This is a genomic window from Paraflavitalea sp. CAU 1676, from assembly GCF_029223285.1.
Taxonomy (GTDB): domain Bacteria; phylum Bacteroidota; class Bacteroidia; order Chitinophagales; family Chitinophagaceae; genus Paraflavitalea.
Genome location: NZ_JARHUJ010000002.1, coordinates 443,609 through 459,268, shown reverse-complemented (window position 1 = coordinate 459,268; position 15,660 = coordinate 443,609). Strand labels below are relative to the sequence as shown.

General features: G+C 51.3%; 9 protein-coding genes. All 9 read right to left on the bottom strand.

Annotation, left to right across the window (positions count from 1 at the left end):
- Positions 1-24: 24 nt before the first annotated feature.
- Genes P2H89_RS06585 through P2H89_RS06545 form a run of 9 tightly spaced genes read right to left on the bottom strand, consistent with a single transcriptional unit; the run spans position 25 to position 15,483 of the window.
- Positions 25-1,836, bottom strand: coding sequence for a DUF4983 domain-containing protein (locus P2H89_RS06585; RefSeq protein ID WP_275825786.1), 1,812 nt, complete (start codon positions 1,834-1,836; stop codon positions 25-27).
- A 29-nt stretch (positions 1,837-1,865) separates the two neighbouring features.
- Positions 1,866-3,503, bottom strand: coding sequence for a DUF5008 domain-containing protein (locus tag P2H89_RS06580; protein WP_275825785.1), 1,638 nt, complete (start codon positions 3,501-3,503; stop codon positions 1,866-1,868).
- A 36-nt stretch (positions 3,504-3,539) separates the two neighbouring features.
- A complete protein-coding gene (locus P2H89_RS06575) occupies positions 3,540-4,286 on the bottom strand; it encodes a hypothetical protein (RefSeq protein ID WP_275825784.1) in 747 nt (248 codons plus the stop codon).
- Between the two features lie 20 nt (positions 4,287-4,306).
- On the bottom strand, positions 4,307-5,866 hold the full coding sequence (locus P2H89_RS06570) for a RagB/SusD family nutrient uptake outer membrane protein (RefSeq protein ID WP_275825783.1): 1,560 nt from the start codon (positions 5,864-5,866) through the stop codon (positions 4,307-4,309).
- A gap of 42 nt (positions 5,867-5,908) precedes the next feature.
- On the bottom strand, positions 5,909-9,079 hold the full coding sequence (locus P2H89_RS06565) for a SusC/RagA family TonB-linked outer membrane protein (RefSeq protein ID WP_275825782.1): 3,171 nt from the start codon (positions 9,077-9,079) through the stop codon (positions 5,909-5,911).
- A 16-nt stretch (positions 9,080-9,095) separates the two neighbouring features.
- Positions 9,096-10,145 (bottom strand): DUF5007 domain-containing protein, encoded by a 1,050-nt coding sequence (locus tag P2H89_RS06560; RefSeq protein WP_275825781.1) that lies wholly within the window; start codon positions 10,143-10,145, stop codon positions 9,096-9,098.
- A 33-nt stretch (positions 10,146-10,178) separates the two neighbouring features.
- Positions 10,179-10,853 carry a fasciclin domain-containing protein gene (locus tag P2H89_RS06555; RefSeq protein WP_275825780.1) on the bottom strand — a complete coding sequence of 225 codons (675 nt, stop codon included), beginning with the start codon at positions 10,851-10,853 and terminating at the stop codon, positions 10,179-10,181.
- Positions 10,854-10,889: 36 nt separating this feature from the next.
- On the bottom strand, positions 10,890-12,467 hold the full coding sequence (locus P2H89_RS06550; protein ID WP_275825779.1) for a RagB/SusD family nutrient uptake outer membrane protein: 1,578 nt from the start codon (positions 12,465-12,467) through the stop codon (positions 10,890-10,892).
- Positions 12,468-12,495: 28 nt separating this feature from the next.
- Positions 12,496-15,483, bottom strand: coding sequence for a SusC/RagA family TonB-linked outer membrane protein (locus tag P2H89_RS06545; RefSeq protein ID WP_275825778.1), 2,988 nt, complete (start codon positions 15,481-15,483; stop codon positions 12,496-12,498).
- Between the last annotated feature and the right edge of the window lie 177 nt (positions 15,484-15,660).

The window sequence follows — 15,660 nt, the reverse complement described above, 5'->3', positions numbered from 1 at the left end:
ATAGATAGTCGTAGTGTTTCGTTGTTATAAATTCATGAAAGAGGTCAGCCAGGTGCTGCCGTCGAGGTTCCAGCCCGCTTCCTGGTTGATGCCGAGCCAGGCTAGTGTCTGTGCTACCAGATCTACTGAATTGGGCACCACTTTATACGAGTTGGCATCGGGTGTGGGGCAGATATTGTTCACTACTTCCACAAAACTGCTGGTGCCATAGTTTCCACTGAGCGTGAGCGCCAATTTATCGTTGGTAAAGCCATTCTCTCCATTCTTGTATTTGCCTGATGTGCCAGCCAATACCTTTTTACCACCGAGGGTTGCTATTTCGCGGCCCGACCAATAGCTGATGAGGTTCTTGTAATACGGATCGTCGGCTGGTATGGATGTGCGGCAATTGTTGGCCTGGATGTAATCGCGGCCAAAGGCGGTGTCGTACATCTTTACATCGGTTACGTTGTAGTTGGTGAGGCTGGTCGTATTGTCGGTGCCAAATTGACCGATCTGGAAAGGCGCAGGACTGTTGAGGTTGCCATAGGAGTTGATGTTCCGGTTTGCATCGGAGATCCCTCCATCATAATACACACCATCTGTAAATGTTTCAACCCGGCGGGTAGTTGCATCCACCTGACGGATGGTTACGGTCAGGGTATGCCATTTACCATCAGAGATTGTAGCTCCCCTGATCTGCCTGTTGCCAAGACTGGTTTGTCCGAAGTTGATCTGCCAGTAATTGCCTTCGAGGAAGAGTACCCAGCCAACTACTCCGCTGGTAAACGAAGCTCTTTTACCGAGGAATGCCGGATAGTTAAAGTTGCCGGTGGGCATTTTCACCTTGCATTCGATGGTGTAGCTGCCAGATGCGCCAATATCGAGCAGGTTGCCGATGTTGGAGCCCTGTGCTTTGGTAGCCGCAGCCGATGATCCCTGATAGGCCGGTGTTGTGCCGGAGAAGGGCAATGAACCAGGCTTGTAGGAGACCTTAAGATTAGGTGCATAGCAAATAAAGAATGTATTGCGACGGGAATCATCATAGGCGAGTTTATCGGCCGCTGCGGGGTTGGATGCCAATATGGAACCTTTGTTAGAGGTAACGATGATCATCCAGTTTTCCAGCGTATAGGTTGCACGGCGCGCCAGTGTTTCCACGATCGTTTTAACGTGCTCATCCGTTTGAAGGATAGCCGCTTTGTAGCCGGCATCTTCAGCGACGTAAGCGCCAGCTACACCCGCGGCATCCACTTCATGAAACTGGGCTACTACCAGGTCGGCATTGCCAGTAGTAAGTTCGGTTACTGCTGCATCCTTTACTGCGGCATCAGTAGCCAATGTCTTTTTCTCGGTTGCATCGGCCGCCAGGTTTTGTATGAAGGCTGCAGATGCTCCGATGGCCACGGTTCTTGCAGTGGGCTTTTGCTGTTTGATACGGGCAAACAACGTGGGGTATTGCTGCAGATCGTTGCCGGCAAAATCTTCACCGGTCACCTTATGTTTGTTGGATGTTACGCCTGTGAGGAGGGTTGTCCAGCCCAGTGCGTTGGTTACGGCATCCTTCCGGGTATCGGTGAGTCCGTTCCAGGAATAAATGGCATTATCGGCCAATACGGTGAGGTAAGGCGCGCGTGTTTTCTGCACTTCGAGACCGACCGCCCCATCGACGATGATCACGAGGGTCTTTTGTTTTTTTCCTGCACCACCATCTGCGCCATAATCCTGCTCAAGGGTGTTTTCGAATGTTTTGTTGCAGGCGATCAGGGTGGAGGTTGCCCCCAGGATTGCCAGGAGTCCTACAGACCACCATCTTCTTGCAGCGCGGCCTTTGTATGTTTTGTTCTTTGCTTGCATGTTTATGTTGTTGTATGTCTGTAATGAGGCTATTTCCTGATCTCGAGGTAAACAATATTGCGTACGTCGGTATTGTCGAATTTCGAGAAGCTACCTACCAGGATCACACCGGGATAGCCGAGGTCGGTTGTGCGTTCGAGCATCTTGTATATATTGCCGGTAAAGGTTCCGGTGGTGTTATAAGCCGGGGTTGCAACGCCGGTTGCATCGAGGAATGCGAAACCTGGACGGACCTTATCGTTATAGCGCTGGAAGCTGCCGGCGATCATGATATTGCCGGAATTCAATTGCGCTGCGTAATTGATCGAACCGCCGCTAACCGGCTTTATCGAGAATGATTCGTCTACACTGCCGTCGGCATTTAACATGACCACTCCACCGGCGGGTATTCCATTGAATGAACGGAAGCCTCCGGTGACCAGGATCTTGTTGGTCTTTTCATTGAAGGTTACCGTACCGATGGGCGCATCGGGTCCTGAACCAGTAGAGAAAGTGGGGCTCACTTTACCGTCGGACTCATCAATACAAACGATGCCGCGGGCCGGTACACCGTTGTAGTTGGTGAAGGCGCCTACCAATACGATCCTGTTGTTGGATATTTTCATGGCCGCCAGGATGGGTCCGTTGGGCCCGGGCTTTCCTTTGTGCAGGGTGAGGTCGTAGTTGAAGGAAGAATCGAGCGATCCATCGGCGTTCATTTTGAGCACCTGGTTCATCAATACGCGATTCGGTATCTTACTGGCTTTGGTTGACCTGGTGTAGTAGATACTTCTATATTCCGTGAAGGATCCTACTGCAACGATTTGCCCGCCTGCCGTTTCATAGGCGTACTGAATGATGCCATTTACGCCGCCGTTGAAGGTAGCCACCGTATCCTTATTGTCGTTGGGGTTGTTGATGGGATCGGGATTTACGAGATCAACCGTCATGGTATCGAGCTGGCCGCGCTGGTATACCCTGGTAATGGAGTTGGGCCCGGTGCGGTCATTGTATTTGGTGAAGAATCCAGCGGGCAGGTAGTTGCCCGACGCAAGGCGCGTGAGTGAATAAATGGTGCCCCCTCCTGTGCCTGCACGGGTGATGAACCGGTTGCTGGATGCAATATTGCCCGTTTTATCGATCTTGGCTATATCGAAGATGGGGTTTGTGAGGGTGAACTGGTTATTATAGTTGCTAAAGCTACCGGCGATCACATAGGAGCCCAGTTCACTGGTGGCATTCACGATATCATTTATTGGTCCATTGGTTCCATTGAACCCTACAAATGTGGGATCTATTATCAGATCGCCCCGAACGCGAAATTCGGGTCCGAAATAATACTGATTGTCAAATATTACGGCAGCACCACCGGTGATGGCATCGGCCGGTACACGCACCGACACGGTACTGTCGGCCACACTCAACACTTCCGACTCCAGTTGACCGATGAGGAACTTGAATTTATTTTCTTTCCCTTTCAACCCCTTTATTTTGAATGTAACCACTGCTCCCGCCCTGCCTTGAGAAGGGGAAGGTATTCCATCGAGGAACTGTACTTCGGCTTTGGGGCCATCGGGATAGATCTGTACCCTTGCCGGGTCGTCTTTCTTACAGGCTACAAAGAGGCAGATTGCCAGGGCCGGCATCAGCCAGTTTATTTTGTTATAAGGATTTCGTACAAATTTCATAAGCTTCCTTTAAATGTGTTAGTTGTTTTCTGCTGGCTATCTGTCTATCCCCGCATTCAAGGCTTCGAGTTCAAACTGGAACGGGTTGAAGCCGAAATGGTGCTCGGTGAGGTTGATGATATCGACCCCGGTGATGGTAATGGGTGATGCATACCTCAACACATGTACATAGCCATTCGTAGTGAGAATATTGGATGTAGCCACCGGCGTACTGAGCCAGGAAGTGGTTGGTGAGGACAATGATTGAATGTAAGAGAGGTACAGGAACCTTGGCCCGGCATACTGTATTCCACTTGCATCGTTGTAAGATACTCCGATGTTCATGACATCATTGCCGTAGGATACGTAGGGCTGTCCGGGATATACCGGGATATTTTCAAAATCGACCTGCGGATAATCGGTGAGCGATTTCTTGTGTTTGAAGAGGTATCGGTTCAGGAACTTCTTCCACACGGCGGGTTTGATCTGCCGGAGGTTATAAACGGTATCTGCGCCTACCCTTTTGAGGTCGTCGTTGAGCACCGTCACACTTTTCATGATGGATTGAGAAGGCGGCGCAAAGAAGGTCACTTCTTCCTGGCGAAGGATCTGTTCCATTCCAGCGAGCCGTATCACTTTGGTGAGGGAATCAAACAACTCGGGCCTCGATACGAGGTAGTCGAATGAGGAGCCCTTAAAAGCGGGGTCGAGTGTTCCACCATCCTGGTAGTTACTTTTGGAGCAACTGCTCATCAGGATCAGCCCGAAGGCGGCGAGTGGTAGTATCTTTTTGATCGAGATCATAGTTTATCTGTTAAGCCGGATCAGTTCCAGTAGTTATTTAAAGTAATGGTAGGATTGTTGGCCCGTACGGCATTGCTGAGGGGCCAGGTCCAGGCTCCGTTCTTGTAGTCTTCTACAGAAATGGAATTCCCGAAGGACAATTTCGGATCGAGCACATTCTTTGTACGGATCATATCGTACGAGAAATGTCCCTCGCCGATGAGTTCCTTGCAGCGTTCGTACCAGATAGCTTTCTTCAATTCATCACCAGACTGTCCGCTATACGGCGTAGCGCCTGCCCTATCGCGAATGGCGTTGAGCGCAGCTACAGCTTCCGTGTTACGGTCAACATTGGCGTAAGCTTCGGCCAGCAGCAGGTATGATTCGCCGAGGCGGAATACGATCTGGCTATCGTCGACATAGCTGGAGTTGTTCTCCGTTTGGAAGATATTGCTGTACTTGGTGAGCCAGAAACGGCCGGTAGTGGAATAAATATCTACATACCATTCGCTGCGGCGAATGTCGGGCTGTCCGGGTGGATAGATCTCATCGAGATAAGTTTGCGCGTAGTACAGATAGGTATTTCGCGTTTCGGTGGCGTTAACGCGGTAGCGGGTAATGTGGTCGCTGTAGAATGACCAGCCAAAACTCTCGCCGTAGTTGGAGTTCTGCGGCATTTCGAACAGCCCTTCTTTGGAACGGCCGCGGAATACGGTGCGGAACCCGCGGTTAACATATGGGATCAGTTCATAAGCGCCTTTGTTCTCTTTGAGGAGTTCTTCGCCGTAAGCGATGGCATCGTTGTAATGGTTGAATGCATTGGCGCCATCGAAGGAGGCGAGCCACATTTTCATGTGCATGAGGAGGGCCAGGGCGCCACCACGCATGCCACGAACGGCGCGACGGGCTGCATCATCATAGGTCCAGGGCAGGTCTTTTTCATAAGCGGCCATATCTTCCACACATTTCTTCAACACTTCCACCATCGGCGTTCTGGGTAATGCTGTAGCGTTGTATGCGTTGGTATAATAAGGAACGTCACCAAAGATCCTGACCATGGTGAAGTAAGCCATATTACGCATGAACACACCTTCTGCTTTATACTTTGCCTTCTTTTCGGGGGTAAGGCCAGGCACATCGTCTACCTCAGCTACCAGGATATTGGCGCCGGCTACCACTTTGAACAGTCGGTCCCAGTTCATGAAACGGGAAGTGGTGAATATGCTTGACCAGTTGTTGCCACCCCAGTTGTAGTTACCCCGTACGATGGGATTGAGGTTGTTGGTGCGCAGGAACTGTACGTAGGTTCGGTTCCAACCACTATTGGAGGGTTCATAGATCGGCGCAAAGCGCATGTCGCCACTAAAGGCGAAGAAGGGAAATTCGTCGGTACCGCCGCCTGCTTTCATATTGCTGCGGAAGGTGGCTGCCCGGTACAATTCGAATAATCCGTTGGTGTAATTGTCCACATCAGCTTCTGTTTGCCAGAAGTTATTGCCCGACAGGTTGCTGAGCGGATCGAGGTTGAGGAATTTCTTACAACCCGTTCCAGTGAACAGCAGGGCTATTATTGCGATGGTATGGATGAGCGTCTTTTTCATGTTCTTCTTTTTCTTGTTTTCGTTGATGCCGGTTATGGCAGATCAGAATTGGATGTTTGCACCGAGGGCCATGCTGCGGCGGTTGGGATAACCACCGGAGATGTCGCGGCCCAGTTGGGTCACCAACTCGGGATCGGGTCCGGAATAGTTTGAAAAAGTATAGACGTTGTTGAGTGTTACATATACTGCGGCTGAGGTTACTCCTATGCGCTTGGTCCAGGTCCTGTTGAAATTGTATTTGAACGTCATCTGGTTGATCTTCCAGTAAGAGCCGTCTTCCTGGAAGAGGGTTTGATCGGCGCGGTACGGGTTGATCTGCCCTGCCCTTCTGAAATCGAAAGGATTGGGGTATTTGGCGTTCAGGCTGCCTGATGTTTTGGAGCCACCTGGTTTCCAGATATCATACTCATTGATGGGCACCAGGGCCTGGGGCACGGTTGGGTTATAAAAATTCTGGAAGGTTTGCGCCAATGGTATGTTCAAAACATCTCTTACGAGGGTATAAGAAACGTTCATATTGAAGGTCCAGTTCTTATAGGTCAACATGGAGTTCATACCACCGGTGAATTTTGGCCAGGGGTTACCCGCCGTTACGAGGTCTTGCTCGTCGATGATGTAGTCACCGTTGATGTCGGTCCAGATGGGATCGCCGCCCTGGAAGAAGATCCCTGTGTTACGGCCATTCTGCAGGCGCAGGCCTGTTTGGGGATTCACCGGTACATCGGCCGTGCTGGCATATACGCCTTCATTATTGTACAACTGGTTGGCGAAAGGTGCTTTACCCAGGCGATAGACGAGGGGCAACTTAGCGTTGTCTGCATCGGTGAATGAGAGGATCGTTTGGCGTTCACCATTGGGCAACTTGCTCAGGATGGGATTCACCCATGCTATATTTCCAGACACTGTCCACTGGACTGCACGGTTCTGCGGCAACACGCGCCAGGTGAGCGACGCATCGATTCCATAGTTGGCGACGCTGCGTGCGTTGGATTTGATCTTGGTAAAGCCGTTGACGTTGGCCAGGCTTACATCCATCACCTCATTATCCGTAGTCTCATAGTAGGGTTCGATGACCGTGCTTATTGCATTGTTGAACAAGCCGAGGTCTAACCCCAGGTTGAATTTGGTTTTTGTGACCGGCTTGAAGGCATCGTTGGGAATATTACCCCAGTCGATGTATACCGTTGGGTCGTCGTTGTAGTTGTTACCGATGCGATAGGTACCGAACACATCGAAGATGCTGCCTGTTGGTACAATATTGCGACCCCAGCTACCGCGGATCGATCCATAGCTAAGCCAGGGCAGGTCTGACAGGAAATTCTCGCGGTTGAAGTTCCAGCGTGCGCTGATGGACGGGTTGACGGTGTAACCGGTAGAGGGTCCGTTGGTGGAGGTTCCATCGAGGCGATAGCTAATATCGACCACGTATTTTGTATCGTAGTTGTAGGAGATGCTTCCACCAAAACCATGGATACGTGTATCCTTGGCATTGTCGAGGGTACCTCCTTTGGAGCGGTACCAGCTGTACCCAACAGGACCTTCGATCTGGTCATTGGCCGTTTGTGTGAGCAGTGACGCGTTGGCCCGGAATCCATAGGACGATACTTCGTTGAATACAAAGAAATTCAGGTTGTGATTGCCAATAGAACGGATATAGTTGATGGCTGCCCGGTCGTAGAGGTTGTAGGTTTTATCGTTGTAGGCGTAGTATTCCGGTATATTATCATTGATAAAGGATGGGCTGAACTTGCTGGAGCTGCCTGTGATAATGTTGTAGGTAAACAGGTTCGAGAAGCGCAATCCTTTGATGGGTTCGTATTGAAGGTCGAGTGATGTGGACACGTTGATGTTCTTATTATCATCACGTACCTCTTTGCCGTCGGCTGCCTGGTTGAAATCGGCATAATAGGCCGGGGACACGAGAGAAGACAGGTTGGAGGCATTCTTGATATTGACCTGCTGCAATCCCATTCCGCTACCGTTGTTGCGCTGCCCCATGGCCCCTTTCAGGTTGGCCACCATCCTGAAGCGATCGGACGGCTGGTACAGTGCGTCCATGCCCAGGGTATAGCGCTTGAAGCCAGTATTCCGCAAGATACCTTCCTCTGAATAATAGTTGAGGTTGGTCTTGTAATTGAAGGTCTGGTCGCCACCAGATATGTTGACGTTGTGCGTTTGGTTGTTGGTGGTGCGGAAGAACAGCTTCTGCCAGTCGGTTGAATTGTTGAAGTAAGGATTGAGCGAGTCGGCCAGGAACGGCGTAATATTGATCAGGCTCATTCCCTGGGCGTACGACGTATCGTAATTGAGGATCTGGTTGATCCTGAACCGACGTTCTTCATTACCGCCCATTACCTTGCGCTGGGCGGGAGCATAACTCACGAAATAAGAACCTGAATAAGATACGATGGGCACTTTGGAACGGCCACGCTTGGTGGTGATGATGATCACCCCGTAGGCGCCTCTTGAACCGTATTGAGAAGTGGCGGCGGCGTCTTTCAGGAACTCTACCGACTCGATGTCTTCGGGCGGTATCAGTGAGAGGGGGCTGATGCCGGGACCACCGCCCTGAAATCCGTATTCATAGTTGGTGTTCATGTCAACGGGTACACCGTCGATCACGAAGAGTGGTGATGTTGGCGTGAGGAAGCCGCTGGAGTTTACCTGTGCGCTGGATACACCGCGAATGTTGATGGTACCCATGGCGCCGGGTGAACCGGTATTGTTCTGGATGTTAACGCCCGCTACTTTTCCCTGCAACAGTTCGAGTACGTTGGATACGGGTACGTCCTGCAATTGCTTTCCGCTGATCACTACGGTAGAACCGGTGGTGGTTTCGCGGGTGGCTCTCTTAAAGCCCTGTACCACGATCTCGCGCATGGCTTCGTCTTTGGGCGCCATGACGATCTCGAGGTTGGCGGTTGCGCGTTGCACTACTTTCTTCTCAGCGCCGAAACCGCTGAACGTGAACGTGAGTGTAGCGCCGGGATCTACCATTACGGTAAATCGGCCGTCTTTATCTGTAGCTGCGATCGATTTTTTTCCAACAGAGATGGTTACGCCGGATTTGGGGGCATTGTCGCCTTTGCCGAGCACGATGCCCTGCACCTTGATCTTTTCCTGTGCGAAGGCTCCCAACGGGCTAATGCCAACCAGCAGTAACAACAGGATGCAGGCCAGGTATGATGTCCTTATGTTGGTATTACTTTTCATTGTTATAGCGTTTGGATTAGTCATTGGAGAATTTGGGGCTGTCATTTTTAAAGGCGAATACGATCTCCCAATCGCCGGGTTCATAAATGGCAAAGTCAAGTCCGATCACCGCATCCTGGCGGAAGCCACCAAAGCCGATGCGTGAGTAACCAAACTTTACGCTTGTTCTCCTTCCATCAGCCGTTGTGAAACGGGTAGGTAACTGTGCCAGGGGAACGGGGAATGCTACATCGTAGGTTACGCGGGTAGCAGTCTTCTTCACGTTGAAACCGTGCAGGAGATTATTCCAGTCGGTGAGGGCGAACTTTGCCGGATCGATGGGCTTGAAGTATTTGTCCAGGAACATGAAGGATATGGTATTGCCCGGCGTTTTACCAGTTTCCGATGATTTACGGATATACACATCCACATCGGCGGCGGTGAGGTAGTTGTTGGAGGAATCGCCTCTTACATTCAACATATAAGAAGGATAGATACCATTGGATACCGACTGGCCGGTGACCGGGTTGAGGTTGGATGGTTCATAAGGGCGTTCGCGGAATGGCATGAGGCGCATGTTGCGGAAGTAGCGACGGCCGCCGCTATTGCTCATTTCTACATCGAATACATATCCGGAGTCGGCCTGACAACGCAGGATGCGCGAGGTTGATGAGGACCACAATACAAAGTCGCCGGAATGCTTGCGCACTTCAAATACATTGTGGTATTCGGTTGCACGTTTGCCTTCGATCTCCGCAATACTGGTTTCGGTGCCGGTGTAGGCCTGCTTCCAGACCTTTACGGGAAATATATCTGACAGTTCGGGCGCTGCTTCGCCGCTGAAGCGACGGGCATTCACGATGGTAAAGTCGATGGGATAGGTAGACCCGTTGTTGGGGTTCACAAATACGTTGGAGTACTGGGTGGTACGTCCTACCACCGGCTCGAAGGTGGTTTGGGAGAAGCCGGCCTCTGCGCTGAGTGCATCGCGGTAGGTGGGTACCAATTTGTTACAGGCAGTGAGGGCCAGCAGGAAGGCGCCAGCCAACAGGGTGCCAGTGAAGAGCCGCCATTGTTTATTATTCATAAGTCGTTTGTTTTGGGATGAGTGTTTGTGGGGTTAGCGGTTCATTCTTTCTACGAATTCATTCCCGAAACCGAAGTCGTGCCCCGATGACAGCACGTGTACGATGCCATTGCTGGTCTTTACGTTCACGATCTGTGTTTTGGTGGTTACCCAGAACACTTCGAAGGGAGTTTGTTTGGGGTCGCTGAAGAACAGCTGCTGCGGGCCACCGCCCTGGTAACCGGCGGCATTGATCCTTTCGTACAGCAGGTTCATATTGTAACTGTATTTGATAGCGGGTGCCAGGACACCATCGGCATTGTCGACCACGCGATCGGTATTGTACATGCCAGCCAAAATGTATCGGCAGGCGAGCGTATCGAGTTGGGTGGAATCGAGGGTGGCCAGGGTGAGTGGCGGCCTTGCCGGCACCATGGTGGCCCTGCGCAGGTTGAGGTTCTTCATGGCCAGGTTGAAGCTGTTGTTGTTGACCGCGAAGAGGGTCACATTGCCTTTCGTGAGGGAATCTTTCAATCCCGACAGGCGGTTGATGACCAGGAGCATGGAATCGAACAGTCCGTTGCCATTCTGCAGGTACTGGTAGCTGTTTCCATTGAATACACTGGTCTCTTTGTCGTAGTTGTACCAGGTTTCATCCTTTTTACAACCTACGATGGCGATGCAGGCGATGGCTGCGGCCAGTGCGAGTTTTTTATAGTTGATGTTCATGATCGTTCTCTTTTTCAGGTGAAGTCGTTGCGGCAATTATTTCCAGTAATTGTTCTGGGTGATGAGTGCGTTGTTGTTGAGGACGTCTCTCGATACGGGCCAATAGATGCCGCCATTGCTGATGAGGGCGTTGAAGGCGGGGTTGTTCTTTTTGATCTTATTGTACCGTACAAGGTCATACCAACGCCAGCCCTCTCCTACCAGTTCCCGGCGACGTTCTTCGAATATTTCTTTGATGAGATCGGCTCCGGCCTCTTCACCGTCGAAGGCTTTTACGTTGCGGCGGGAACGGATATTATTGAGCAGGGTGGCTGCATCTGATTCGTGGCCCAGCACCGCGAGTGCTTCTGCGCGCAACAGGACTATTTCTTCAAGGCGGGTAAACAGGATGGCGCTGGTGAACACGTTGAACTGTTGTTCGCCGGCTACCCCTGCGTTGATGGATTTAACCTTGCTGAAGATGGGAATTTCTTCACCGTAGTTGGTGATGTAGGCATTCCGGTATAAGGTAGGCGTTCCCTGATCGACGCTGGAGGTATCGGTACCAAAGCGGAGATCCTGTCCGTTGCTGGTGGGGAACATGGATGCCAGTGTATCTTTTGTAATGTAAATATCGGGCGATTGTTTTGATACCAGCGGGTATGCCAGGGTGAGTTGCTCGATGTGGCCTGATACGGACAACTCTCCCATTCCCCGGAGGAAATTGAAGGAGATGAACTGATTTTGATCGGTCCCCAGGTCATCGGCCAGCTCGTTGAATATACCGGTTCTGCCGGTGAGGTCACCTACCGACAGGTAGTTGATGGCGATGCGGTTGTAGTTCTGCATCACGTAGTCGGTATAGCCGGCTGTTGCATAGTAGTTTCCCTGCAGTGCGGTGATGTGTGCGAGAATGGCGTAAGCCGACACTTTATTGATCAGCATGTTCTTCCATTCTGTATAAGTTTTGGTGTGGTACACCTCCCCGGGCATTTTGGGATCGGCAGCGCCATAGGCAAACGGCAGCATGGGTGCTGCTTCTTCTATCTCCCGCACGGCAAATCCCAGCACATCTTCCTTACTGCTGCGGGGAAATTGTTTGAAGGATCCGTTATCGTAGGATTTGGTGAGCAAGGGCACATCGCCCCAGATGCGTACGATATAGTAGTACATGAATGCGCGCAGTACCCTGGCCTGGGCTACATCGACCTTGTGGTTGATCTCGGTGTAGCGGGTATCGGCCAACGCTTCGCCCGAACGCTCGATGAAGAGGTTGCAGGCATTGATGGCGGCATAGAAACGGCGCCAGTTGGCAATACTTTCGATTACGGGATATGATGCATTGAGTTTCCCTTCTATAATGGCTTTGAGATCGGGACGCTTAAGTGCGGTGAAGTCGCCATTGCGCAGTTCACCGAAAAGCCAATGCGCGTTGTTGTCGGCTACGGCTGCGCGGAACAGTCCGTAGATGCCCATGAGACTTGAGCGGGCATCGTCGATGGTTTTCCAGCTTTTGGCTTCATCCGACTGGCGGGTGGAATTTACGTCGAGCTGTTTGTTGCAGGCTGTGAACGGCAGCGTTCCGGCGAACAGCAGGGCGGTGAGTGAAACAGTTGCTATTTTTTTCCCTATCATACTATGGGGATATTAATATGTTGAATGATTATAACTCTAATTTGAAACCGAGGATAAAGGAGCGTTGGATGGGCAATCCTGCGCCGGTGTACAAGCCATTGTACTGTACCAGCTCGGGATCGTCGCCCTTGAACGAGGTGATGGTAAACAGGTTGGCGCCGGTGAGGTATACCGTTGCTTCTTTGAACACATTGCTCTTGCCTTTTCCTTTCCAGCCGCTAACGAGGTTGTAGGACAGTGTCACGGAGCGCAGCTTCACGAAGGATGCTTTGTCGAGGAACAGGTCCTGATCGAGGCGGTAAGGAATGGTGTTGCTCCAGGGGTTGTACATGGGATAGGCGCCGAGGTCCATCTTCTTTTCCCAGAAGGTGATCTCCTTTACGCCGTCGATCGAGCTGCTGGCATCGGTATTGATGAAGTCGAGCCTTTGTGCCGCATATTTATTGAGCAGTTTGTGGCCGAGTGCGAAATAGAAGTTGAAATCGAGGTTGAAGGAGCGGTATGCCAGGTTGCCGCCAAATCCGCCGGTGATCTTAGGCAGGGAGTTGCCCACCATTACCTTGTCATCTTCATTGATGGTATAGTCGCCGTTCACATCCTGCCAGCGTGCATCGCCTGCTTTGAGCGCTACGCCCTGGTATGTGAGGGGCTGCGATGTGCCGGGTTTAACGGGCACTTCTGCATTCGTGTTGTAGATCCCTTCATTCTTATATACCCAAAAGGCATCGATGGGTTGACCCACCTGCAGCAGGTGATCGTTGATCACGAGGCGCTGCAGTCCGTTGGGCAGTGCCTTCAGTTCATTCTTATTGTAGTTCAGGTTGGCATGGAGGCTGAGGCCTGGTTTATTGGCAGCTTCTGTCAACACGCCTGCATGCAGGGTAAGGTCTACGCCGCTGTTGTTTACATCGAGGCCGCTTGCATAGGCTGTTTTGTAACCATATTCAGCCGGTACCGGTACGGGCAGCATCATGTCCTTATCGGTTTTGCTGTATACGTCGATACCTACCTGGAGTTTGTTTTGCAGAAAGCCTGCTTTGATGCCAGCGCTCAGCTGTTCTACATAGGCCCAAGGTATGCCATACCCTACCCAACCGGAGTTGTAGGGGCGGGAAAGGCCAGGCAGACCCGCGAAGCTACCGATGGTGGGGGCGCCTGTCCAGGAAAGATCGGAGCGGTAGTTGGGACCACCTGCAAAGCGATCATCTGACAGGAGTTTGCCGTTTCTGCCATAGGATGCTGTAAGGTCTAGGTTGCTGAGGAAATCGGCATTCTTTACTACGGTCTTGTACAGATCGAGTGTGGCTGTAAGGCCATAGCCGGTGTACCAGCGATTGTCGGGCTGCATGACGGATGCTCCATCGCGGCGTACAACAGCGGTAACGTCGAGGATATCATTGTATGCCCAGTTGGCCTTTCCGAAGAATGCGGCTATTGCTACTTTCTGGTTGGAAGGATGGTAAAATACATCAAAGCCATTGGACTGGAGGTAGTCGGTGGCATTGGGATCACCGTTTACAATATTGAGCTTAATGAAGTTGTTGGGGCCATTGTATCCATAGGCATACTCGAACTTATTACGGGTTGACTGGTAGGTTTGTCCGGCTTCGAAATCGAGCTTGTTCTGCGTATCGATGTTCCAGGTATATCCCACTGCATTGCTGAATATGAAGCGCTGGTTGAAGCCGAAATAGTTCGATACAAAGTTGTTGCCTTCGAGCAGTTGCGTGGGATAGAACACATCGCGTGTGCCTTCGTTATAATCGAAAGAGAGGCCACCGGTGTAGCGGAATCCTTTCATTTGGGCAAGGATATTGAAGTAACCCTGTACGGCGGTGGTCTTGTTATCGTCCTTTACATTCTCATCGAACTGGCCGAGGTATTGTTCGTACACCGATTTATTGGGCGGTAACGGATTGGATACGTCGGGCAGGTAGCGTGCTTCGGCGAGGCGATCGACGAAATTGCGGTTGCGGTTGCGGATCATGTGCGTGGCGTTGATCATGGCTGAAGCGGTGACCCACTTTAGCGGCAGCACGTTGATCGAGAACGAAGCATTGTAACGCTGGAGGGCTGTTTCATCGGCCGTGTTGGCGTTGCGGGTGGCGCCGCCAAAGAAGCGGAAGTTGGCCCTTTCGGAACCACCTGTGAGACTCAGGTCGAGGTTGTACAGCGCCTGGTTCTTGTAATAGCTATCGGTCCAGTTGGAGCGACCGTAATAATCAGCATTGGATGAATCTTTCAGGTAGGCTGGATAATTAAAGCGGTCGTTGAGGGTGCCGTATTTATTATAGAAAGGCAGGCGGAAATTGTTTTCGTATACGCCATTAACAGGTGTTACCTGTTGCTGTGGTGCAAAACCCACGTAGCCGTTGATATTGATCTGGCGACGGCCAGACTTCGCGGCTTTGGTGGTGATCCAGATGGCGCCATTGGCTGCTACAGGACCCAGGATGGCGAGTCGTGCGGGATCTTTGATGACCTCGATGGACTCCACATTATCGATGTTCAATGCCGCGAGCAGGTTGGTGGCGGGGCCAATGCGGTTAAAATCGTATTGCTGTATCTCGTAAGCAAAAGGATTGTCGGCGGCCAGGGGTACTCCATTGAGGTATACGGCTGCCTGGTTGTCGAAGAGTTCCCTTTTGCTGAGGAGTGGCATCGAGATGCCACGGATAAATAGGTTCTGTTCGGTACCGGGTTCGCCGGAGGGCTCTTGTACATATACGCCGGCCAAATTGCCTTTTACGTACTGCTGAACCGAAATAAAGGGTGTGAAACTGAGGGTGCGAACGTTGACCTTTCCATCTTTGGAGAAGGTAGCCTGGGTCGCGATCTGTTGGGGTGCTGCTTTTGCTGCCAGCGTGGTGTCGGTAACCGGGATGGTGTCCTTACCGTTGCTTGCGGGTGGGGCTGCCTGGTAACCAGTGTAGGCTTTTGCGGCGGGCCGGGCGTTCACAATGAGCAAGGCGCAAAAAGCGATGCTTTTCGCTGGCAATAGCGACTTTAATCTCATAAGCTTGTTTATTTGGCGTAATAGCAGGTGTTGATGTTTCCGTTTTTTTGCTGCTATCCTTTTAAATACGCCTTGAATTTAGAAGATAAACCGGCTCGCCATGCATGGTGAAAAATGCACATCTTAATTGCAAACGATTGTGTTGGCTGTACAACCGTGTGCGCAATCTTTGATTTT

Excerpts from the sequence above, each read along its gene's own strand:
- P2H89_RS06585 (WP_275825786.1), bottom strand. The coding sequence starts at position 1,836 with ATGCAAGCAAAGAACAAAACATACAAAGGCCGCGCTGCAAGAAGATGG.
- P2H89_RS06580 (WP_275825785.1), bottom strand. The coding sequence starts at position 3,503 with ATGAAATTTGTACGAAATCCTTATAACAAAATAAACTGGCTGATGCCG.
- P2H89_RS06575 (WP_275825784.1), bottom strand. The coding sequence starts at position 4,286 with ATGATCTCGATCAAAAAGATACTACCACTCGCCGCCTTCGGGCTGATC.
- P2H89_RS06570 (WP_275825783.1), bottom strand. The coding sequence starts at position 5,866 with ATGAAAAAGACGCTCATCCATACCATCGCAATAATAGCCCTGCTGTTC.
- P2H89_RS06565 (WP_275825782.1), bottom strand. The coding sequence starts at position 9,079 with ATGAAAAGTAATACCAACATAAGGACATCATACCTGGCCTGCATCCTG.
- P2H89_RS06560 (WP_275825781.1), bottom strand. The coding sequence starts at position 10,145 with ATGAATAATAAACAATGGCGGCTCTTCACTGGCACCCTGTTGGCTGGC.
- P2H89_RS06555 (WP_275825780.1), bottom strand. The coding sequence starts at position 10,853 with ATGAACATCAACTATAAAAAACTCGCACTGGCCGCAGCCATCGCCTGC.
- P2H89_RS06550 (WP_275825779.1), bottom strand. The coding sequence starts at position 12,467 with ATGATAGGGAAAAAAATAGCAACTGTTTCACTCACCGCCCTGCTGTTC.
- P2H89_RS06545 (WP_275825778.1), bottom strand. The coding sequence starts at position 15,483 with ATGAGATTAAAGTCGCTATTGCCAGCGAAAAGCATCGCTTTTTGCGCC.